We start from the raw sequence: 23,110 nt of genomic DNA on the forward strand, positions 1-23,110 counted from the left end.
CAGGGCGTTGAAGGTTGTGAGAAAAAGTGCGGGGTGAAACAGGTGATTAGCCTCGCTCCCGGTCAACCGGAAGCGAGGAGAGGTCTGTCAGGAGCGTTTCAAAAGCAGCCAGAGACTGATCAGGAAGAAACTGGCACTCGGCAGCAGCGCGCCAATAATCGGCGGGATACCGTACACCAGCGTCAGCGGTCCGAAGATCTGATCGAGAACGTAGAAGACAAAGCCGAAGCTGATCCCCGTCACCACGCGCACGCCCATCGGTACGCTACGCAGCGGACCGAAGATAAACGACAGCGCCATCAGCATCATTACCGCCACGGACATCGGCTGGAAGATCTTGCTCCACATGTTGAGCTGATAACGTCCGGCATCCTGCCCGCTCGCCTTCAGGTACTTCACATAGTTGTGCAAGCCGCTGATAGAGAGCGCATCAGGATCCAGCGCCACGACGCCGAGTTTATCCGGCGTGAGGTTGGTCTTCCACGTGCCGCTGACGGTCTGCGAACCGGTGATCTGTTTTGGATCGGTCAGGTCAGATTCATCCACCTGCGACAAACGCCACTGCTTATGTTCGGGGTCAAACTTTGCCGAAGAGGCATGTCGGACTGACTCCAGGCGGCGCTGGTCATTGAAGGCGTAGATGCTCACGCCGCCCAGTTCATCATCGCCTTTTACCCGTTCGATGTAGACGAAGTTTTTACCATCTTTCGCCCACAGCCCTTGCTGCGTCGAGAGTAGTGAACCACCGTACATCGCCTGAGCACGATAGTTACGCGCCATCTGCTCGCCCTGCGGTGCCACCCACTCACCAATCGCCATGGTCAACAGCACCAGCGGGATAGCGGTTTTCATTACCGACAGCGCAACCTGCATACGGGTAAAGCCTGAGGCCTGCATCACCACCAGCTCGCTGCGCTGTGCCAGCATGCCCAACCCGAGGAGTGCCCCCAGCAGGGCCGCCATTGGGAAGAAGATCTGCACATCTTTTGGCACGCTGAGCAGGGTGTACATCCCCGCGCCCAGCGCGTCATAACTGCCCTGCCCGGCTTTTTTCAGCTGGTCGACAAATTTGATAATGCCGGAGAGCGACACCAGCATGAACAACGTCATCATGATGGTGGTAAAAATGGTTTTACCGATATAGCGGTCAAGAACGCCAAACGCCTGCATTAGATGGCTCCTTTACGCGAAAATCGGGCACGTATGCGGCGCACTGGCACCGTATCCCACAGGTTTAATCCCAGCGCCAGTAAGATGTACAAGCTGTTAACGAACCACGTCCAGACCATAGGATCCAACTTACCCTTCGCGCCGTTAGAGCGAATAGAGGTTTGCAGCAGGAAATAGATCAGGTAAAGCAGCATCGCTGGCAGCATAGAGAGCACGCGCCCCTGACGCGGGTTCACCACGCTCAGCGGAACCACAATCAGTGCCATCATAAACACGGTGAATACGAGCGTAATACGCCAGTGGAACTCTGCACGCGCTCTGTCGGTGTCGGTGTTCCACAATGTACGCATATCCATTTGCTCGGTATCCGTCGGATCGAGCGCCACCGCCTGATGGCCGATAATAGCCTGATAGTTCTGGAAATCCGTAATACGGAAGTCGCGCAGCATCGCGGTGCCTTCAAAGCGAGTGCCTTTATTCAGCGTGACAATCTGCGAACCATCTTTACTCTGCGCCAGCTGACCGGAATCTGCCACCACGACGGATGGACGCGCGTTACCTTTAGGTCGCAGCTGGGCCAGGAATACATCGTTGAATTTACTGCCGTCAACGCTCTCAATGAACAGCACAGAGTTACCGTCGGTCGCCTGCTGGAACTGCCCCTGCGCTAACGCCGCCATGCCGGGGTTCGCTTTCGCTTCGGCCAGCACTTCGTCCTGATGACGAGAAGACATGGGGCCCGCCCACATCACATTCACTGCCGCCACGATCCCCGTGAACAGCGCCAGTATCATCGCCGCTTTCACCAGTACGGCTTTGCTCAGGCCACAGGCATGCATCACCGTGATTTCACTCTCGGTGTACAGCTTGCCGAGCGTCATGAGCAGGCCGAGGAAAAGACTCAGCGGCAGGATCAGCTGCGCCATTTCCGGGATCCCTAAACCAAGCAGGGAAAGCACCAGATTCGTTGGAATTTCGCCGTCAACGGCCGCACCGAGGATCTTAACCAGCTTCTGACAGAAAAAAATCAGCAGCAGGATGAAGAGGATCGCCAGTTGGCTTTTGAGCGTCTCCCGCACCAGATATCTTATGATTATCACTTTAAATACGCCCGTAAAAACCCGTCTCTTTGCTGGAAAATCGCTTGTTTCATGGCTTAAACGTCATTTATTCTCTTGAGTCGTCGAAATCATCGCTAAGATTAAAACATCCGGCGGATTCACGCTTCAGGACTTTTTCTGACGTGTCGAAACCGTAGTAACGTAAGATTAACACGAAGTCACCACAACAGCGGACATGAGTTACGAAAGGTTTCAATTCTATCCGTAGCAGCCGCTGTTGTCTTTAAGATTCAGGAGCGTAGTGCATGGAGTTCAGTGTAAAAAGCGGTAGCCCGGAGAAACAGCGGAGTGCCTGCATCGTTGTGGGCGTCTTTGAACCACGCCGACTCTCCCCGATCGCCGAGCAACTCGATAAAATCAGTGACGGCTATATCAGCGCCCTGCTGCGCCGTGGCGAACTGGAAGGCAAACCTGGGCAGACGCTGTTACTGCACCATGTTCCAAACGTCCTGTCAGAGCGTATTCTACTGATTGGCTGCGGCAAAGAGCGCGAGCTGGACGAGCGTCAGTATAAGCAGGTCATTCAGAAAACCATTAATACGCTGAATGATACCGGTTCAATGGAAGCCGTCTGCTTCCTGACCGAGCTGCACGTTAAAGGCCGTAACACTTACTGGAAAGTCCGTCAGGCGGTCGAAACCGCAAAAGAGAGCCTGTACAGCTTCGATCAGCTGAAGACCAATAAAAGCGAGCCGCGTCGTCCGCTGCGTAAAATGGTCTTCAATGTGCCAACCCGTCGCGAACTGACCAGCGGCGAACGCGCTATTCAGCATGGTCTGGCGATTGCCGCCGGTATTAAAGCGGCGAAAGACCTCGGCAACATGCCGCCGAACATCTGTAACGCTGCCTATCTGGCCTCTCAGGCGCGCCAGCTGGCAGACTCCTACAGCAAAAACGTCATCACTCGCGTCATCGGTGAACAGCAGATGAAAGAGCTGGGGATGCACTCCTATCTGGCGGTCGGCAACGGCTCGCAGAACGAATCTTTAATGTCGGTCATCGAATACAAGGGCAACCCGTCGGAAGATGCGCGCCCTGTCGTGCTCGTCGGTAAAGGCCTGACCTTCGACTCCGGCGGCATCTCCATCAAGCCTGCCGAAGGCATGGATGAGATGAAGTACGACATGTGCGGCGCGGCGGCGGTTTACGGCGTGATGCGCATGGTCGCGGAGCTCCAGCTGCCCATTAACGTGATCGGCGTTCTGGCAGGCTGCGAAAACATGCCTGGCGGACGCGCCTATCGTCCGGGTGACGTGCTGACCACGATGTCAGGCCAGACCGTTGAAGTGCTGAACACCGATGCCGAAGGCCGTCTGGTGCTGTGCGACGTGCTGACCTACGTTGAGCGCTTCGAGCCTGAAGCGGTAATTGACGTCGCCACATTGACGGGTGCCTGCGTGATTGCACTGGGCCACCACATCACCGGACTGATGTCGAACCACAATCCGCTGGCGCACGAGCTTATCGGGGCATCTGAACAGGCTGGCGATCGCGCATGGCGTCTGCCGCTGGGTGACGAGTACCAGGAACAGCTGGAGTCTAACTTTGCGGATATGGCGAACATCGGCGGTCGTCCTGGCGGGGCTATCACCGCGGGCTGCTTCCTGGCACGCTTCACCCGCAAGTATAACTGGGCACACCTGGATATCGCGGGTACCGCATGGCGCTCCGGTAAAGCCAAAGGCGCCACCGGTCGTCCGGTGGCGCTGCTGTCGCAGTTCCTGCTCAATCGTGCGGGTTTTAACGGCGACGAGTGATGTAAAACGCCGGGTAGCGGCTTCGCCTTACCCGGCCGACAACGTCGCTCAACCGTAGGCCGGGTAAGCGTAGCGCCACCCGGCTTTGCATTTAAATCCACGACAAGAAGCCCCATATATGAAGAATGCAACGTTCTACCTTCTGGACAACGACACCCATCAGGATGGCCTCAGCGCCGTCGAACAGCTGGTGTGTGACATTGCCGCAGAACGTTGGCGCGCAGGTAAACGCGTTCTGATTGCCTGTGAAGATGAACAGCAGGCGATTCGCCTTGATGAAGCCCTGTGGGCCCGCCCACCGGAGAGTTTTGTCCCGCATAACCTGTCGGGCGAAGGTCCGCGCGGTGGCGCCCCGGTCGAGATCGCCTGGCCACAAAAGCGCAACAGCAGCGCGCGCGATATTCTCATTAGCCTGCGGGCAGACTTTGCAGATTTTGCCACCGCTTTCACAGAAGTGGTAGACTTTGTCCCTTACGAAGAATCTTTGAAACAACTGGCGCGCGAACGCTATAAAGCGTACCGCCTGGCTGGTTTTAACCTGAATACGGCAACCTGGAAATAATGGAAAAGACATATAACCCACGCGATATCGAACAGCCGCTTTACGAGCACTGGGAACAGCAGGGCTATTTCAAGCCTAACGGCGACGAAAGCAAAGAGTCCTTCTGCATCATGATCCCGCCGCCGAACGTCACCGGCAGTTTGCATATGGGACATGCTTTCCAGCAGACCATCATGGACACCATGATCCGCTACCAGCGCATGCAGGGTAAAAACACCCTGTGGCAGGCGGGGACTGACCACGCGGGTATCGCGACCCAGATGGTGGTTGAGCGTAAAATTGCCGCTGAAGAAGGAAAAACCCGCCACGACTACGGTCGCGACGCCTTCATCGACAAAATCTGGCAGTGGAAAGCGGAATCCGGCGGCACCATTACCCGTCAGATGCGCCGCCTCGGCAACTCCGTGGACTGGGAGCGCGAGCGCTTCACCATGGATGAAGGCCTGTCCAATGCCGTGAAAGAAGTTTTCGTCCGTCTGTACAAAGAAGACCTGATTTACCGTGGCAAGCGCCTGGTGAACTGGGACCCGAAACTGCGTACCGCCATCTCTGACCTGGAAGTGGAAAACCGCGAGTCTAAAGGCTCCATGTGGCACATCCGCTATCCGCTGGCCGACGGCGCAAAAACCGCAGACGGTAAAGATTATCTGGTCGTTGCCACCACCCGTCCGGAAACCCTGCTGGGCGATACCGGCGTGGCCGTTAACCCGGAAGATCCGCGTTATAAAGATCTGATCGGCAAATTTGTAGTGCTGCCGCTGGTAAACCGCCGTATTCCGATCGTGGGCGACGAACACGCCGACATGGAAAAAGGCACTGGCTGCGTGAAAATCACTCCGGCGCACGACTTCAACGACTATGAAGTAGGTCGTCGTCACGCCCTGCCAATGATCAACATTCTGACCTTCGACGGTGATATCCGTGAAAGCGCAGAAGTGTACGACACCAAAGGCAACGAATCTGACGTTTACTCCAGCGAGATCCCGGCTGAATTCCAGAAACTGGAACGTTTTGCCGCGCGTAAAGCGATTGTGGCTGCCGTTGACGCACTCGGCCTGCTGGAAGAGATTAAACCTCACGACCTGACCGTGCCGTACGGCGATCGTGGTGGCGTAGTTATCGAGCCAATGCTGACCGACCAGTGGTACGTCCGTGCCGACGTGCTGGCGAAACCGGCGGTGGAAGCGGTTGAAAACGGCAGCATCCAGTTTGTGCCGAAGCAGTACGAAAACATGTACTTCTCCTGGATGCGTGATATTCAGGACTGGTGTATCTCCCGTCAGCTGTGGTGGGGTCACCGCATCCCGGCGTGGTATGACAACGAAGGCAACGTCTACGTTGGCCGCAGCGAAGACGAAGTGCGTCAGGAAAACAACCTGAGCGCTGACGTTGCGCTGCGTCAGGACGAAGACGTACTGGATACCTGGTTCTCTTCCGCGCTGTGGACCTTCTCCACCCTTGGCTGGCCTGAGAACACCGACGCGCTGCGTCAGTTCCACCCAACCAGCGTGATGGTGTCCGGTTTCGACATCATCTTCTTCTGGATTGCGCGCATGATCATGATGACCATGCACTTCATCAAAGACGAAGACGGCAAGCCTCAGGTTCCGTTCCATACCGTCTACATGACCGGTCTGATCCGTGACGATGAAGGCCAGAAGATGTCCAAATCCAAGGGTAACGTTATCGACCCACTGGATATGGTTGACGGTATTTCGCTGGAAGATCTGCTGGAAAAACGTACCGGCAACATGATGCAGCCGCAGCTGGCAGAGAAAATCCGCAAGCGCACCGAGAAGCAGTTCCCGAACGGGATTGAGTCTCACGGTACCGACGCCCTGCGCTTCACCCTGGCGGCGCTGGCCTCGACCGGCCGCGACATCAACTGGGACATGAAGCGTTTGGAAGGTTACCGTAACTTCTGTAACAAGCTGTGGAATGCCAGCCGCTTCGTGCTGATGAACACCGAAGATCAGGATTGCGGCTTCAACGGCGGCGAGATGACCCTGTCCCTGGCGGACCGCTGGATCCTGGCGGAATTCAACCAGACCGTGAAAGCGTTCCGTGAGGCGCTGGACAGCTACCGCTTCGATATCGCAGCGGGCATTCTGTATGAATTCACCTGGAACCAGTTCTGCGACTGGTACCTGGAGCTGGCGAAGCCGGTGATGAACGGCGGTTCTGAAGCGGAGCTGCGCGGCACGCGCAACACGCTGATTACCGTTCTGGAAGGTCTGCTGCGCCTGGCGCATCCGGTCATTCCATTCATTACCGAAACCATCTGGCAGCGCGTGAAGGTGATTGCAGGTATCAATGCCGATACCATCATGCTGCAGCCGTTCCCGGAATTCGATGCTGCGCGCGTTGATGAAGCCGCCGCTGCCGATACCGAATGGCTGAAGCAGGCGATTGTTGCCGTACGTAACGTGCGTGCAGAAATGAACATCGCCCCGAGCAAGCCGCTGGAACTGCTGCTGCGCGGCTGCAGCGAGGCTGCCGTGCGTCGCGTGAACGAGAACAGCACCTTCCTGAAAACGATGGCGCGTCTGGAAAGCATCACCGTGCTGCCTGCAGATGACAAAGGTCCGGTTTCCGTGACCAAAATCATCGACGGCGCCGAGCTGCTGATCCCGATGGCAGGCCTGATCGACAAAGATGCTGAGCTGGCGCGTCTGGCGAAAGAAGTGGCGAAAGTCGACGTAGAAATTGGCAAAATCGAAAGCAAACTGGCGAACGAAGGCTTTGTCGCCCGTGCGCCGGAGGCGGTCATTGCCAAAGAACGTGAACGTCTGGTTGCCTTCGCGGATGCGAAGACCAAGCTGATTGAGCAGCAGGCGGTTATTGCTGCCCTGTAATGCTTTTACCCCTTACGCTTCAGGGCGTAAGGGGTACCCTTCCTGAAAACTCCTCGCTTGCACTCCCTTTTCTGCGGTGCTATTAACAGCAGTTGTGTGTCAATTTTTGTCATGAGTAATACTATGAGCGTGATTACCCCCGTCGCGACGACGATGCGTCGGATCACTGAGCAGGACAATCCGGCTATTGCCACCGTTATCCGCACCGTTTCTGCGGAGTATGGGCTGACAGCGGATAAAGGCTATACCGTTGCTGACCCCAATCTTGACGAGCTTTTTCAGCTCTACAGCCAACCGGGCCACGCCTATTGGGTCATAGAGCAGAACGGCCAGGTAGTAGGCGGTGGCGGCGTTGCGCCGCTGAGCTGCAGCGAGCCGGACATCTGTGAGCTACAGAAAATGTATTTCCTGCCGTCCGCTCGCGGACAAGGGCTGGCAAAAAAACTGGCGCAGCTCGCCCTTGATCATGCTCGTACTCAGGGTTTTACGCGCTGTTACCTCGAAACAACCGCCTTCCTCAAAGAGGCCATCGGCCTGTATGAACATCTTGGCTTTGAGCATATCGATGCGCCGCTGGGCTGCACGGGCCACGTCGACTGCGAAGTGAGAATGCTGAAAAATCTGTAAATTTTGTTCCTGCCCCCTTCTGTTAAGCGGCCGTAAACTGAATGCTCTACACTCTCAGTTCACACCACAACGGGGGAAACACGATGTCGAAGATAAAAAGCTACGCCGCACCGCAGGCGGGTGCAGAACTTGAGCTGTACGAATACGATGCGGGCGAACTAAAAGCAGAAGACGTCGAAGTGCAGGTTGATTACTGCGGGATCTGTCACTCGGATCTCTCGATGATCGACAACGAATGGGGCTTCTCGAGCTATCCACTGATTGCCGGGCATGAAGTCATTGGTCGCGTCGCGGCGCTCGGTAGCGCCGCCCAGGACAAAGGGCTGAAGGTCGGCCAGCGCGTAGGTATTGGCTGGACGGCACGCAGCTGCGGTCATTGTGATGCTTGTATCAGCGGCAACCAGATCAACTGCCTTGAAGGCGCGGTGCCAACCATTCTGAACAAAGGCGGATTTGCCGATAAACTGCGTGCCGACTGGCAATGGGTTATCCCCCTGCCGGAGAGCATTGATATTGAATCCGCCGGTCCGCTGCTGTGTGGCGGTATCACCGTCTTTAAACCACTGCTGATGCACCACGTCACTGCGACCAGCCGCGTAGGCGTCATTGGTATTGGCGGCCTGGGACATATTGCCATCAAACTGCTGCACGCAATGGGCTGTGAAGTGACGGCGTTCAGCTCGAACCCGGCAAAAGAACAGGAAGTGCTGGCGATGGGTGCGGATAAAGTGGTGAACAGCCGCGATCCTGAGGCGCTGAAGGCGCTGGCGGGTCAGTTTGATCTGATCATCAACACCGTCAACGTCGATCTCAACTGGCAGCCATACTTTGAAGCGCTGGCCTACGGCGGTAACTTCCACACCGTGGGTGCGGTAATGAAGCCTCTGCCGGTTCCGGCGTTTACCCTGATCGGCGGGGATCGCAGCGTATCCGGTTCCGCGACCGGTACGCCGTACGAGTTGCGCAAGCTGATGAAGTTCGCCGGACGCACCAAAGTGGCGCCCACCACCGAGCTTTATCCGATGTCGAAAATTAACGAAGCTATCCAGCACGTACGCGACGGGAAAGCGCGGTATCGCGTGGTGTTGAAAGCGGATTTTTGATGTGAGTTTGCCGGGTGGCGGCTTCGCCTTACCCGGCCTACTTTTACCGCTGTGCCAATACGTTAAATACTTCTGCCACCGCAACCGCCCCCGGATCCATCACGCCATCCAGGTTCTCTTTGTTCACATACGACGAGCGCCCAGCTCCTGCTTTCTCCATTTTTGCCGTTGCTTCTGCCCCCAGCTGTGCTGCCTGCGCCGCTGCCTGAAGATCATTTTTCTGCAACGCCTCCAGCGCCGGTTGGAGCGCATCGATCAGGGTGCGATCGCCGAGATCCGCGCCGCCATACTGCTTCATTTGCGCCAGCCCGCTCAGCAGCGCATCCGGAAGCGATTTTCCGTCATGCAGCTTTTGCCCGGCTGCCGTAAAGAAGATCGACATCAGTACGCCACTCGATCCGCCCATCACCGTTGCCAGCCGCTCCCCTACCAGCAGCAGAAGCTTAGAGACATCATCAAGCGGAAGCGCATGCTCCTCCAGACGCTGCGCAATATCCCGCGCGCCTTGCGCAAAGGTGGAGCCGGTATCGCCGTCGCCCACTTTGGCATCCAGCGCGTTCAGACGATTTTCCAGTTGGATCAGCGTCCTGGCTACCAAAGAGACAGACTTTTCGACCTGTGGGTTTTCCGACGGAGTGTATTCCACGCGGTCATGGATGGCGCTATGTGCGACGGTACGCAGTGGCGCAAACGCCACGGGTTTCTGCCAGCCGAGCGTTTCCACCTCTTCATGAAGCGCTTTTTCGAACAGATCGTTGAGCCTCAGCAGCGTCAGCGAAAAACCCTTCATATCCAGGGCGCTTACCAGCGGGGCCGGGCCAATAAGATAAGCAATACTCTCTTTCAGCGCCGAGTGCGCCAGCTCTTTGGTCAGTAACGCCATTTCCAGCGCCGATACGCCACCAAGATTGTTAATCAGCACCGCAAAGCGCCCTTCACCCGCCTGCGCTTTCAGCGGGGTCACCAGCGTGTCGATAATCGCTTTGCTGTTTTGTGTGTCGACAACGGAAGCGCCCGGCTCACCGTGGATCCCCAGCCCCAGCTCGACATGACCCTGCTTAATGCGTCCCTCTTCATCGTCACTGCCCGGCAGGTTGCAGGTTTGCATCGCCACGCCCAGACTCCAGAGGTTATCGCAGGCCTGTTGCGCAATATCCCGCACTTCACTCAACGATTTCCCCTGCTCCGCCGCATAGCCCGCAATCTTATGCACCAGCGCCGTACCGGCAATACCGCGCGGCTGTTTGTTGTCGGGCAGCGCGATATCGTCCGCCACAATCACCATTTCGACCTTCAACCCGTAACGTTTGGCCTTCTCGGCCGCCAGACCGAAGTTCAGCCGATCGCCGGTGTAATTTTTGACAATCAGCAGGCAGCCGCGATCGCCCGTGACCGCGACAATGGCATTCAGCACCGCATCCACGCTCGGCGAGGCAAACAGATCGCCGCAGACGGCAGCCGTCAGCATGCCTTTGCCGACAAACCCGGCATGCGCGGGCTCGTGGCCAGAGCCGCCGCCGGAGATCACCGCCACGCGGCTTTTGTCCCAGTCACCGCGCGCGACAATCCTGATGGCAGGATCAATATCGAGTTTGACGAGATTCGCGTGTGGCGCAGAAAGCAGTATGCCTTCAATGGCATCGTTGACCAGCTGTTTGCGATCGTTAAAGAAGAATCTGGACATAGTTTCCCACTATTTTGTTAACCGTATGCAAAAGCATAGTCCGCGCTGGATAATGCGCCGCAAAGTCAGCAATTTACTCAGCCATTTTGCCGTCAGGTTGCCTATACTCCACCCAGGACTAAGAGAGGAAGCGCATTATGAGTACACCATTGTTAATTGCCCGGACGCTGGAAAAAGAGCTGTATCTGCTGCCCGCGATGGCGAACCGCCACGGCCTGATCACCGGCGCGACCGGGACGGGGAAAACCGTCACCCTGCAGAAGCTGGCGGAGTCGCTTTCAGAGATTGGCGTGCCGGTCTTTATGGCTGACGTGAAAGGCGATTTAACCGGTGTGGCTCAGGAGGGTACCGCCTCTGAAAAATTGCTCGAGCGGCTGAAGAATATTGGCATCACGGACTGGACGCCGCATGGCAACCCGGTGGTGGTATGGGATATCTTCGGTGAGAAAGGCCACCCGGTCCGCGCCACCGTCTCCGACCTCGGCCCGCTGCTGCTCGCCCGTCTGCTTAACCTTAACGATGTCCAGTCCGGGGTACTGAATATTATCTTCCGCATCGCCGATGACCAGGGACTGCTGCTGCTCGATTTCAAAGATCTGCGGGCCATTACCCAGTACATCGGGGATAACGCTAAATCTTTCCAGAACCAGTACGGCAATATCAGCAGCGCTTCTGTCGGCGCGATTCAACGCGGGTTACTGACTCTGGAACAACAGGGTGCCGAACACTTCTTTGGTGAACCGATGCTGGATATCAAAGACTGGATGCGCACCGACAGCAGCGGCAAAGGCATCATCAACATTCTGAGCTCAGAGAAGCTCTACCAGATGCCGAAACTCTACGCCGCCAGCCTGCTGTGGATGCTCTCCGAGCTTTATGAACAGCTGCCCGAAGCGGGTGACCTGGAAAAACCGAAGCTGGTGTTCTTCTTTGACGAAGCGCACCTGCTGTTCAACGACGCCCCGCAGGTCTTGCTGGATAAGATTGAACAGGTCATCCGTCTGATCCGCTCCAAAGGCGTTGGCGTCTGGTTTGTCTCGCAAAATCCGTCGGATATCCCCGATAACGTGCTCGGGCAGCTCGGCAACCGCGTCCAGCATGCCCTGCGCGCCTTCACGCCAAAGGATCAGAAAGCGGTAAAAGCCGCCGCGCAAACCATGCGTGCGAATCCGGCCTTTGATACCGAAGCCGCCATTCAGGCGCTGGGCACCGGTGAAGCGCTGATATCGTTCCTTGATACGAAGGGCAGCCCATCCATCGTGGAACGTGCGATGGTGATTGCGCCCTGCTCGCGTATGGGGCCCGTCACTGATGATGAACGCAACGGCCTGATTAACCATTCTCCGGTTTACGGTAAGTACGAAGACGAGGTGGATCGCGAGTCCGCGTTTGAGATGCTGCAAAAAGGCGTGCAGGCAACAACGGAGTCCCAGGATGCCCCTGCCGCAAAAGGGCAGTCCGTCGCCGTAGATGACGGCATTCTCGGTGGGCTCAAAGACATTCTGTTTGGCAGCACCGGTCCGCGCGGCGGCAAACGCGACGGCGTGGTGCAAACCATGGCGAAAAGCGCGGCGCGGCAGGTCACCAATCAGATTGTACGCGGCATGCTGGGGAGTTTGTTAGGCGGCCGTCGCCGGTAGACGAGGAACCCACGGGCGCCCCAGCGCCGAACCCTGTACGCCGTTTTGCTGCAGATAGCGGTCAATTTCCACCATGCCCGTCCAGCGGTTCTCACACCAGAGCGGTGCCAGAAGCGTTGGACGGCGGGCGCTGGCCGAGATGCGGTGGTAAACAATCTCCGGCGGCGTGTGGCGAATCATCTCCCCCGCGGTCACCGTATAGTCCTCAAGCTCAATACCGCTTAACCGCCCCGCTTGCCAGGCTTTCGCCATAATGCTTCCCGTAACGATGTGCAGCGGATGCAGCTTGATACCGTCCACGCCGGTCTCAACGACCTTTTCCAGCGTCTCCAGGCCGTGCTGCTGCCCTTCGCCAGGGAGACCGACAATCAGGTGTGAACAGACCTTCAACCCACGCGCGCGCGCGAGGCGTGTGGTGCGCTGGTAACAGGCGAAATCATGGCCACGGTTAATGCGGTGCAGGGTTTTATCATGTGCGGTCTGCAAGCCCAGTTCCAGCCAGATCTCGTAGCCTTGCTCCTTATACTCGCTGAGCAAGTCCAGCACCGCCTCCGGCACACAGTCCGGACGCGTACCGACGCACAACGCCACAATGTTCGCCTGCGTGACTGCCTGCTGATACATGGACCGCAGCACCTGCACTTCCGCCCAGGTACTGGTGTACGCCTGGAAATAGGCCAGATACTGCTTTGCGCGGTTAACCCGGCTGGCCTGATGTGCGAGCTGCTCTGCAATAGATTTATGCTGCTGAGCTTCGTCAGCAAAGGAGGCCACGTTACAGAAAGTGCAGCCACCGCGCCCGATGGTGCCATCGCGATTCGGACAGCTAAAACCGCCGTGCAGCGTCAGCTTGTGAACCTTTTGCCCGTAGCGCTGCAAAAGATCCCCACCAAACATATTGACTAATTTCTGTAACTGCATAATCTGATAGACCGTCCCGAAGAAAGGGGACAAGCCTGCCATTTTTAGCCTCTGTCGGCGATGACCTGGATCAATCGCCAAGGACGGCCTTTATCCATATGAATAAATACTCAAGATTACTGCAGTTTCATTCACACCACCTGTGATTACTTTTCCTTATGTTCTGATTGTTTTTTTCATTTATAGCGCCAGCACTGAAAAACAGTGACTTTATGCGGGTTTAGAACCCATGCCAGATTATTGTTCTGCGTTAAAACCACTATTCAGCACGCTACGTTGATAATACCGCTTACATATAGTGAGACAGATCACACTCCGTTGCGGTCTACAAGGGCTTTTAATCAATGTAAAAATAGTTAAATACCCTTTATTTACAAAGACATAGTCACTCTTTAGCACATTTTTGGATAAATAAGATTGCCATTTGACCTGTGTACCAATTCCCGATAAGTTGGAAATCCGCTGGAAGCTTTCTGGATGAGCGGCCTGCTCATCATATTTATGCAGTAATTGAGATTCCCTCTGAAGCAAGTCCTCAAACTTGTTTACCTGCGCGAAAGGATGAAAAGAGGGCGAATGCGAGGTACGCGTATGAAGCGCAAACTCCGTCGCCATGCTCTTTCTGCGCCTGTGCGCCACGGTAAAGTTCAGAGAGAAGCCCGACGAGCCTGGGGAGGTTCACTGATATGTTGTACGATAAATCCCTTGAGAAGGATAACTGTGGTTTCGGCCTGATCGCCCACATAGAAGGCGAACCTAGCCACAAGGTAGTGCGTACCGCTATTCACGCACTGGCCCGTATGCAGCACCGTGGCGCCATCCTTGCTGATGGTAAAACCGGCGACGGTTGTGGCCTGCTGCTGCAAAAACCGGATCGTTTCTTCCGTATCGTTGCGGAAGAGCGCGGCTGGCGTTTAGCCAAAAACTACGCTGTCGGTATGCTGTTCCTGAACCAGGATCCTGAAAAGGCTGCCGCTTCACGCCGCATCGTCGAAGAAGAACTTCAGCGTGAAACCCTGTCGATTGTCGGCTGGCGCGATGTGCCAACCAACGAAGGGGTGCTCGGTGAAATCGCCCTCTCCTCACTGCCTCGTATTGAGCAGATTTTTGTTAACGCGCCTGCGGGCTGGCGTCCGCGCGATATGGAACGCCGCCTGTTTATCGCCCGTCGCCGCATTGAAAAACGTCTCCAGGACGATAAAGAGTTCTACGTCTGTAGCCTCTCCAACCTGGTCAATATCTATAAAGGTCTGTGTATGCCGGCTGATCTGCCGCGCTTTTACCTGGACCTGGCGGACCTGCGTCTGGAATCGGCCATTTGCCTGTTCCACCAGCGCTTCTCCACCAACACCGTTCCACGCTGGCCGCTGGCGCAGCCGTTCCGCTATCTGGCGCACAACGGCGAGATCAACACCATCACCGGTAACCGCCAGTGGGCTCGCGCCCGTACTTATAAGTTCCAGACGCCACTGATCCCTGACCTGCACGACGCTGCGCCGTTCGTGAATGAAACTGGCTCGGACTCAAGCTCCATGGACAACATGCTGGAGCTGCTGCTGGCGGGCGGGATGGACATCGTGCGCGCCATGCGTCTGCTGGTGCCACCGGCATGGCAGAACAACCCGGATATGGACCCTGAGCTGCGCGCCTTCTTCGACTTTAACTCCATGCACATGGAGCCGTGGGACGGCCCGGCGGGCATCGTTATGTCCGACGGTCGTTTTGCCGCCTGCAACCTGGACCGTAACGGTCTGCGTCCGGCGCGATACGTCATCACAAAAGACAAGCTCATCACCTGTGCCTCTGAAGTCGGTATCTGGGATTACCAGCCTGATGAAGTGGTCGAGAAAGGCCGCGTCGGTCCGGGCGAGCTGATGGTTATTGACACCCGCGGTGGGCGCATCCTGCACTCTGCCGAAACCGATCACGATCTGAAGAGCCGTCATCCATACAAAGAGTGGATGGAGAAGAACGTGCGTCGTCTGGTGCCGTTTGAAGATTTGTCGGACGAAGAAGTGGGCAGCCGCGAGCTGGACGACGATACGCTCGCAAGTTTCCAGAAACAGTTTAACTACAGCGCGGAAGAGCTGGACTCGGTTATCCGTGTGCTCGGTGAAAACGGCCAGGAAGCAGTCGGCTCCATGGGTGACGATACCCCATTTGCCGTGCTCTCCAGCCAGCCACGCATCATTTATGACTACTTCCGCCAGCAGTTCGCGCAGGTTACTAACCCGCCAATCGATCCGCTGCGTGAAGCCCACGTGATGTCCCTGGCCACCAGCATCGGTCGCGAGATGAACGTCTTCTGCGAAGCCGAAGGCCAGGCGCACCGTCTGACCTTTAAATCGCCGATCCTGCTGTACTCCGACTTCAAACAGCTCACCACCATGACCGAGGAGCACTACCGCGCCGACACGCTCGACATTACGTTTGACGTGAACGACGCGAGCCTCGAAGAGACGGTGAATGCGCTGTGTGACAAAGCCGAACAGATGGTGCGTAACGGTACCGTTCTGCTGGTGCTGTCTGACCGCAATATCGCGAAAAACCGTCTGCCGGTGCCTGCGCCAATGGCGGTGGGTGCTATCCAGACGCGTCTGGTGGATAAGAGCCTGCGCTGCGATGCCAACATCATTGTTGAAACCGCCAGCGCCCGCGACCCGCACCACTTTGCCGTGCTGTTAGGCTTTGGCGCGACGGCGATCTACCCGTACCTGGCCTACGAAACGCTGGCCCGTCTGGTGGATACCCGCGCGATCGACAAAGATTACCGTACTGTGATGCTGAACTACCGTAACGGCATCAACAAAGGCCTGTACAAGATCATGTCCAAAATGGGCATCTCGACCATTGCCTCTTATCGCTGTTCGAAGCTCTTTGAAGCGGTCGGCCTGCATGATGACGTGGCAAATCTTTGCTTCCAGGGCGTGTTTAGCCGTATCGGTGGAGCCGGTTTTGCTGACTTCCAGCAGGATCTGGTGAACCTGTCCAAACGTGCCTGGCTGGCACGTAAGCCGCTGGATCAGGGCGGTCTGCTGAAATACGTTCACGGTGGTGAATACCACGCCTATAACCCGGACGTGGTGCGCACGCTGCAGCAGGCGGTGCAGAGCGGTGAATACAGCGATTATCAGCAGTATGCTGAGCTGGTGAACAACCGTCCGGCGGCGACGCTGCGCGATCTCATTGCCCTGAATCCGGGTGATGAAGCGGTCAGCATTGACGACGTTGAGCCTGCTTCCGAGCTGTTCAAACGCTTCGACACCGCGGCAATGTCCATCGGCGCACTGAGCCCGGAAGCCCACGAGGCGCTGGCCGAAGCCATGAACAGCATCGGCGGTAACTCCAACTCCGGTGAAGGCGGTGAAGATCCGGCGCGTTACGGCACCAATAAAGTGTCCCGTATCAAGCAGGTAGCATCCGGTCGTTTTGGCGTGACGCCTGCGTACCTGGTCAACGCCGACGTGATTCAGATTAAAGTCGCTCAGGGTGCGAAACCGGGCGAAGGCGGTCAGCTGCCGGGGGATAAAGTTACCCCGTACATCGCCAAACTGCGCTACTCGGTGCCGGGCGTGACGCTGATCTCCCCGCCACCGCACCACGATATCTACTCTATCGAGGACTTAGCGCAGCTGATTTTCGACCTGAAACAGGTCAACCCGAAAGCGATGATCTCCGTGAAGCTGGTTTCCGAACCGGGCGTGGGCACCATCGCCACCGGCGTGGCGAAAGCTTATGCGGATCTCATTACCATCGCCGGCTACGACGGCGGTACCGGTGCAAGCCCGCTCTCCTCCGTGAAATACGCGGGCTGCCCGTGGGAGCTGGGACTGGTGGAAACCCAGCAGGCGCTGGTGGCGAACGGTCTGCGTCATAAGATCCGTCTTCAGGTGGACGGTGGCCTGAAAACGGGCCTCGACATCATCAAAGCCGCGATCCTCGGTGCGGAAAGCTTCGGCTTCGGTACAGGCCCAATGGTGGCGCTCGGCTGTAAATACCTGCGTATTTGCCACCTGAACAACTGCGCAACCGGTGTGGCTACCCAGGATGAGAAGCTGCGTAAGAACCACTATCACGGGCTGCCGTTCAAAGTGACCAACTACTTTGACTTCATCGCCCGGGAAACCCGCGAGCTGATGGCGCAGCTGGGCGTGAAGCGTCTGGTGGATCTGATTGGCCGTACCGACCTGCTGAAAGAGCTGGAAGGCTTCACGGCGAAGCAGCAGAAGCTGGAGCTCAGCAAGCTGCTGGAAACCGCGCAGCCACACCCAGGCAAACCGGTGTACTGCACCGAGAACAACCCACCGTTTGACAATGGCGTGTTGAATGCGCAGCTGTTGCAGCAGGCGAAACCGTATGTGGACGAGAAGCAGAGCAAGACGTTCTGGTTTGATATCCGCAACACCGACCGTTCCGTGGGCGCGTCGCTCTCCGGTTATATCGCGCAAACGCACGGTGACCAGGGGCTGGCAGCGGATCCGATTACCGCGCACTTCAGCGGCACTGCGGGTCAGAGCTTCGGTGTGTGGAACGCAGGCGGCGTTGAGCTGTACCTGACCGGTGACGCCAACGACTACGTCGGTAAAGGCATGGCGGGTGGTCTGCTGGCAGTGCGCCCTCCGGTCGGCTCTGCCTTCCGCAGCCACGAAGCGAGCATCATCGGTAACACCTGTCTGTACGGCGCGACCGGCGGTCGTCTGTTCGCCGCGGGCCGTGCGGGTGAGCGTTTTGCGGTGCGTAACTCCGGTGCCATCACCGTGGTGGAAGGCATTGGCGATAACGGTTGTGAATACATGACGGGCGGGATTGTTTGCGTTCTGGGTAAAACCGGCGTGAACTTTGGCGCAGGCATGACGGGCGGTTTTGCCTACGTCCTGGATGAAGACGGTGAGTTCCGCAAACGCGTGAACCCGGAACTGGTGGAAGTGCTGGACGTTGATACGCTGGCTATCCATGAAGAACACCTGCGCGGTTTGATTACCGAACACGTGCAGCATACCGGTTCTTCGCGCGGCGAAGAGATCCTGGCGAACTGGCCGGCGTTCTCAGCGAAATTTGCGCTGGTTAAACCGAAGTCCAGCGATGTTAAAGCCCTGTTGGGTCACCGTAGTCGTAGCGCAGCAGAGCTGCGCGTGCAGGCGCAGTAAGGAATTCAGATGAGCCAGAACGTATACCAGTTTATCGACCTGCAGCGTGTTGATCCGCCAAAGAAACCGCTGAAGATCCGTAAAATTGAATTTGTTGAGATTTACGAGCCGTTTTCAGAAGGCCAGGCCAAAGCGCAGGCAGACCGCTGCCTGTCCTGCGGTAACCCTTATTGCGAATGGAAATGCCCGGTCCATAACTACATCCCGAACTGGCTGAAGCTGGCCAACGAAGGGCGTATTTTTGAAGCCGCCGAACTCTCTCACCAGACCAACACCCTGCCGGAAGTGTGCGGCCGTGTGTGTCCTCAGGACCGCCTGTGTGAAGGCTCCTGTACCCTGAACGACGAGTTTGGTGCGGTGACCATCGGTAACATTGAGCGCTACATCAATGATAAAGCGTTCGAGATGGGCTGGCGTCCGGATATGACCGGCGTGAAGCAAACCGATAAGCGCGTGGCGATCATCGGTGCGGGCCCGGCGGGCCTGGCCTGTGCGGACGTGCTGACCCGCAACGGCGTGAAGGCGGTGGTCTTTGACCGTCATCCGGAAATCGGTGGTCTGCTGACCTTTGGTATTCCGGCCTTCAAGCTGGAAAAAGAGGTCATGACCCGTCGCCGTGAAATCTTCACCGGCATGGGCATTGAGTTCAAACTGAATGTGGAAGTGGGCCGCGACGTGCAGCTCGACGATCTGCTGAAGGATTACGACGCGGTGTTCCTCGGCGTTGGCACCTATCAGTCCATGCGCGGCGGCCTGGAGAACGAAGATGCGCCGGGCGTTTATGATGCCCTGCCGTTCCTGATTGCCAATACCAAGCAGATTATGGGCTACGGCGAAACCGCCGACGAGCCGTTCGTCAGCATGGAAGGCAAACGCGTGGTGGTGCTGGGCGGCGGTGATACCGCGATGGACTGCGTGCGTACCTCTATTCGTCAGAATGCGGCGCACGTCATCTGCGCCTACCGCCGTGACGAAGAGAACATGCCGGGCTCTAAACGCGAAGTGAAAAACGCGCGTGAAGAGGGCGTGGAATTCCAGTTCAACATCCAGCCTCTGGGTATTGAAGTGAATGCTAACGGCAAAGTGAGCGGCGTGAAGATGGCGCGCACGGAGATGGGTGCGCCGGATGCGAAAGGCCGTCGTCGTGCAGAGATTGTCGCAGGCTCTGAGCATGTGATCCCGGCTGATGCCGTGGTGATGGCGTTCGGTTTCCGTCCTCACAGCATGGAGTGGCTGGCGAAGCACAGCGTTGAGCTTGACTCTCAGGGTCGTATTATCGCCCCTGAAGGCAGCGATAACGCTTTCCAGACCAGCAACCCAAAAATCTTCGCGGGTGGCGATATCGTTCGCGGATCTGACCTGGTGGTGACAGCCATTGCCGAAGGGCGTAAAGCGGCCGACGGGATTATGAACTACCTGGAAGTGTAAGAAAAAAGCCGGAGGGTATTTACCCTCCGGCTTTTTTTATGCGGTTTACAGCCATTGATTATCACCCTACCCCGCATGCAGCTCCGCTTTTAAGGAGTGCCGCGAAGAGAAGGGTTACTTCGTCAATAAACTCCAGGACAAATCACTTTCCAGCGTAGTTTGATCTGTCAGATGGCTGAACGCGCTATCGTTGAGAACCGGCGAGAGCGTTACGTTGAAACTCATCTGCTGGCCGGAAGGAACCTGGTTATTCTCAAGCGCAATCACCGCCTCGTTATTACGCAGGTAGAGAGGTGTCGGCGTACCGTTTTCAGGCGTAAAATTTAGCTGATCAACTGTTTTACCCACACTGTAACTTTTGCCATCGACGGTCATGTTGTCAATTTTGACCGCGACACCACCGGACTGCCCAAAAAGAAACCGCCCCTTATCTCCAGCTGTACCGCGCAGTAACACCGCCATCTGCTGAGTCTGAGGACAGAAAACGTTGACCGTGATGTCACGATCGGCCATTTTGTGCCAGTCCTGTTGCGTCGCTTCGATCGTATCCTGACGCATCTCGTGATAATCCACCACCGGCTGTGAGAGGCTGATCTGGCAGTCTTCAGCATGGGTTACCCCTGTCATACCGAGCATCAGCAAGGCTACTAAGCCCGATAAGTGTCGACTGTTCATCGGCAGACTCCGTTCACTTCTTCGTAGAAGGCATTTTCGTCACGCTTATCAGCCAGAGTGTAATCAATCTTACACAGTCGGTTATTGTTACCGTCTAGCGCGTAGAGGGCGCTCAGCTGATCGGCATCGTTAATAAAGACGTGGCCATCATCAACCGTGGTCACGATATAGTTACCTTTCTCATCAACAATCGAGATCCCTTTATTCAGGGGCTGACCGTTAGCCTGCTTTACGCTCAGCATGACGCGGCGGCTGTTGAGTACTTTGAAATCAATCTCGCTGACCGAAGCATGGCCTGCGGCGATATATTTCGTGCCGTTAGCAAGCGTCATACTCTGCGGCAGCTTGTTAGCATCAATTTCTATGCGGGAGTTATGCCATTCGTTGAGAGAAGGCACCACGGCCTGGCCCCATGGATCGGTCCAGACGGTGCCTTGCGGAGTGGAAATTTCAACGCCGCTCTTCTTCTCGCTCAGTCTGGCAATCGCGAAGGTATCCTGAATCGAATACGGCGAGAAAGTCACGCCCTCTTTATGCATGGCCACGCCACCCGACAATGTCGCACTGTAGTTCCGCTGATTATCACCACTGGTTCCGCCCCCCACGCTTAGCTGCGTATAGTGGAGGTTAGTGTTGATGTTGCCATTGAAGCTGTTGTCTTTGGTATCCTGATCGCGATCGGCTGAGATGTAATAGTGCGTATTGTCTCCCAGCGAGCCGCTGTTAGACACGCCATAGGTGGTGCTATCACCCTGTTTACGCATATAGGAACTGATCGACTGACTGCCACCGAGCGGGATGCTCACATTGACGTAGAACATCTCATTGTCCTGATCGTCATCGACATTACCGACCGCACTTTGCCAGTTCATGGACACTGACGCGTACGAAAAGGTCTTGCCCCAGGACAGCAGGAGATAACGTGAGTCATCCCTACCACCATTGGTCTGGTTGTAGTTGAACCCTGCGCTAAACACCCCCGCCAGAGGGGAGGAGAAACGAACGTTGCCAGAATAGGTATTGTCATATCCCTGATAATCGTCATCCATTGCGTCAGCCATTTCGCGGTACTCGCCGCTGTAATGCGTCGCACTGCCTGAAAGACCGACATACTGGTTCAGGATATAATCACTTTGCAGATCGGTTTTTACTCCGCTGCTGCTGTCACCAAAGCTTGCACTGCTGACTGCTGCGCCCGTTGAAAGAGTCCAGTCATCGTTTATCAGGAACTCTGTTCTGCCGCCTGCTGCCTGGTAGTTTTCCGCAGCTGCACCAGAAGCCAGGAGATTCATCCACGGTGAGATGCGCCAGCCGTCAGAAATGTTCATTACCAGCGGATCGCTATATTCGCTTTCGATGCTGCGCACCTGACCTACAGAAAGGGTCAGCCCCAGTGGGCGTGAAAGGTTGCGCGCCCTTACCTGAGACGCCGGGACAATAAACCGGTTAGTCGCACCATCGGACTCTACCACCGAGACGTCCAGATCCACATTGTTGCGAACCACGGGCACGTCATCCAGCGTGAAGGGGCCAGCAGGCACAAGGGTACTGAAGACCAACTGCCCGTTCTGGCGGACTTCTACACGTGCCTGGGAAGACTGGGCGATACCGGAAACACTCACGCCAGAGCTTGTTTTCGCCAGGCCGCTGGTCGGCATAAACTGCACGCCGGTAATCGGCACGCCGCTCAACACGTTAGACATGGCGTTGATTTCACCCACCTGCATCGTCATCTTCTGCGCGGCAAATACATGTTCTGCATAGGTGTAAATGCTTTCAGCATTTCGGCTACCGTTGTCATCCGTCAGGATATAACGGCTGCGCAGCGCCCAGTCCATCGTGTTGAATCCGGCTTCCAGGCTGGCCTGAGAGTAGCGGCTAGTGTCGTTGTCACCATAGTCGTTATGGGTACTGAACAATGAATAGTTCAGCAGCGCCGCCGTTCCGCCATGCTGAAAGTTTTTGATATCTCCCGACAGACTGTTCACCGCTTCAGCTGGCAGATAGAGTTCAACGGCTTCCTGGTTAGGCAAAGCGTTGATGATGGCTTTAGGATAGTTATCACGAATATCGTGACACGCCTCATCGGACTTTATTGGCACAGGCATCAGCCCGGCAAACTCCATGAGATCGTTGTCAAAGCAAAGCACGCCATCTTTGTTGAAACGAACTGCAGCCATTCCTCGCTCTTTCCCATTGACCTTCACCGAAACGGAGTGGGTTCCGGGTAAAAATCGCGGTGCTTCAGCGAAGTAATGGTTGAGATCTTTATTCAACCCCAGCGTTTGCATAATCCCCGTATCGAAGGTGACTTCCCTCGCCAGGACGGATGTCGAATCAAGTAATACCAGAGGTAATGTGCCGCAAAGAATGGCGCGGACACAAAATGCAAGGCGGCTTTGTTTAATCACCGTCATATC

The 23,110-nt window shown here is 56.3% G+C and carries 14 protein-coding genes; 8 read left to right on the forward strand and 6 right to left on the reverse strand.

Going from position 1 to position 23,110, the window contains the following annotated elements; genetic code table 11:
- Nucleotides 1–87: 87 nt before the first annotated feature.
- Both lptG and lptF read right to left on the reverse strand, forming a co-directional pair.
- Nucleotides 88–1,170: an LPS export ABC transporter permease LptG gene (gene lptG, locus L383_RS08125; RefSeq protein ID WP_014885401.1), complete on the reverse strand. Its 1,083-nt coding sequence runs from the start codon at nucleotides 1,168–1,170 to the stop codon at nucleotides 88–90.
- Entirely contained in the window at nucleotides 1,170–2,270 is a 1,101-nt protein-coding gene (lptF, locus tag L383_RS08120) for an LPS export ABC transporter permease LptF (protein WP_014885402.1), read from the reverse strand. Before lptF ends, lptG begins: the two co-directional genes overlap by 1 nt.
- A 266-nt stretch (nucleotides 2,271–2,536) precedes the next feature.
- On the opposite strand from lptF, the gene pepA reads away from it, so the two are divergent.
- The 5 genes from pepA (at nucleotide 2,537) to L383_RS08095 (ending at nucleotide 9,195) form a co-directional block, all read left to right on the forward strand.
- A complete protein-coding gene (gene pepA, locus L383_RS08115) occupies nucleotides 2,537–4,048 on the forward strand; it encodes a leucyl aminopeptidase (protein WP_014885403.1) in 1,512 nt (503 codons plus the stop codon).
- Nucleotides 4,049–4,166: 118 nt separating this feature from the next.
- A complete protein-coding gene (holC, locus tag L383_RS08110; protein ID WP_014885404.1) occupies nucleotides 4,167–4,610 on the forward strand; it encodes a DNA polymerase III subunit chi in 444 nt (147 codons plus the stop codon).
- Complete coding sequence (locus L383_RS08105) at nucleotides 4,610–7,465, forward strand: valine--tRNA ligase (protein ID WP_014885405.1); 2,856 nt, start codon at nucleotides 4,610–4,612, stop codon at nucleotides 7,463–7,465. Before holC ends, L383_RS08105 begins: the two co-directional genes overlap by 1 nt.
- A gap of 123 nt (nucleotides 7,466–7,588) precedes the next feature.
- A complete protein-coding gene (locus L383_RS08100) occupies nucleotides 7,589–8,092 on the forward strand; it encodes a GNAT family N-acetyltransferase (RefSeq protein WP_023331404.1) in 504 nt (167 codons plus the stop codon).
- Between the two features lie 83 nt (nucleotides 8,093–8,175).
- Nucleotides 8,176–9,195 (forward strand): NADPH-dependent aldehyde reductase Ahr, encoded by a 1,020-nt coding sequence (locus L383_RS08095; protein ID WP_014885407.1) that lies wholly within the window; start codon nucleotides 8,176–8,178, stop codon nucleotides 9,193–9,195.
- Nucleotides 9,196–9,238: 43 nt separating this feature from the next.
- Here the strand turns inward: L383_RS08095 and L383_RS08090 are convergent, their stop codons facing one another.
- Nucleotides 9,239–10,879: a dihydroxyacetone kinase subunit DhaK gene (locus L383_RS08090; RefSeq protein ID WP_023331405.1), complete on the reverse strand. Its 1,641-nt coding sequence runs from the start codon at nucleotides 10,877–10,879 to the stop codon at nucleotides 9,239–9,241.
- Nucleotides 10,880–11,016: 137 nt separating this feature from the next.
- Between L383_RS08090 and L383_RS08085 the strand changes: the two genes are divergently transcribed.
- Nucleotides 11,017–12,519 (forward strand): helicase HerA-like C-terminal domain-containing protein, encoded by a 1,503-nt coding sequence (locus tag L383_RS08085; RefSeq protein WP_023331406.1) that lies wholly within the window; start codon nucleotides 11,017–11,019, stop codon nucleotides 12,517–12,519.
- On the opposite strand, the gene L383_RS08080 is transcribed toward L383_RS08085, so the two are convergent.
- Entirely contained in the window at nucleotides 12,499–13,440 is a 942-nt protein-coding gene (locus tag L383_RS08080; protein WP_155857905.1) for a tRNA modification radical SAM protein MnmL/YtqA, read from the reverse strand. The genes L383_RS08085 and L383_RS08080 overlap by 21 nt on opposite strands.
- A 686-nt stretch (nucleotides 13,441–14,126) precedes the next feature.
- Here L383_RS08080 and gltB point away from each other — a divergent pair.
- Nucleotides 14,127–18,587, forward strand: coding sequence for a glutamate synthase large subunit (gene gltB, locus L383_RS08075; RefSeq protein ID WP_023331408.1), 4,461 nt, complete (start codon nucleotides 14,127–14,129; stop codon nucleotides 18,585–18,587).
- 9 nt (nucleotides 18,588–18,596) lie between these two features.
- Complete coding sequence (gltD, locus tag L383_RS08070) at nucleotides 18,597–20,015, forward strand: glutamate synthase subunit GltD (protein ID WP_014885412.1); 1,419 nt, start codon at nucleotides 18,597–18,599, stop codon at nucleotides 20,013–20,015.
- A gap of 114 nt (nucleotides 20,016–20,129) precedes the next feature.
- On the opposite strand, the gene L383_RS08065 is transcribed toward gltD, so the two are convergent.
- A complete protein-coding gene (locus L383_RS08065; RefSeq protein ID WP_023331409.1) occupies nucleotides 20,130–20,690 on the reverse strand; it encodes a DUF1120 domain-containing protein in 561 nt (186 codons plus the stop codon).
- Nucleotides 20,687–23,107 (reverse strand): fimbrial biogenesis usher protein, encoded by a 2,421-nt coding sequence (locus L383_RS08060; RefSeq protein ID WP_023331410.1) that lies wholly within the window; start codon nucleotides 23,105–23,107, stop codon nucleotides 20,687–20,689. The genes L383_RS08065 and L383_RS08060 overlap by 4 nt, the downstream gene beginning before the upstream one ends.
- Nucleotides 23,108–23,110: the final 3 nt, after the last annotated feature.

It is taken from the genome of Enterobacter sp. MGH 37, from assembly GCF_000534515.1.
Classification (GTDB): Bacteria; Pseudomonadota; Gammaproteobacteria; order Enterobacterales; family Enterobacteriaceae; genus Enterobacter; species Enterobacter kobei.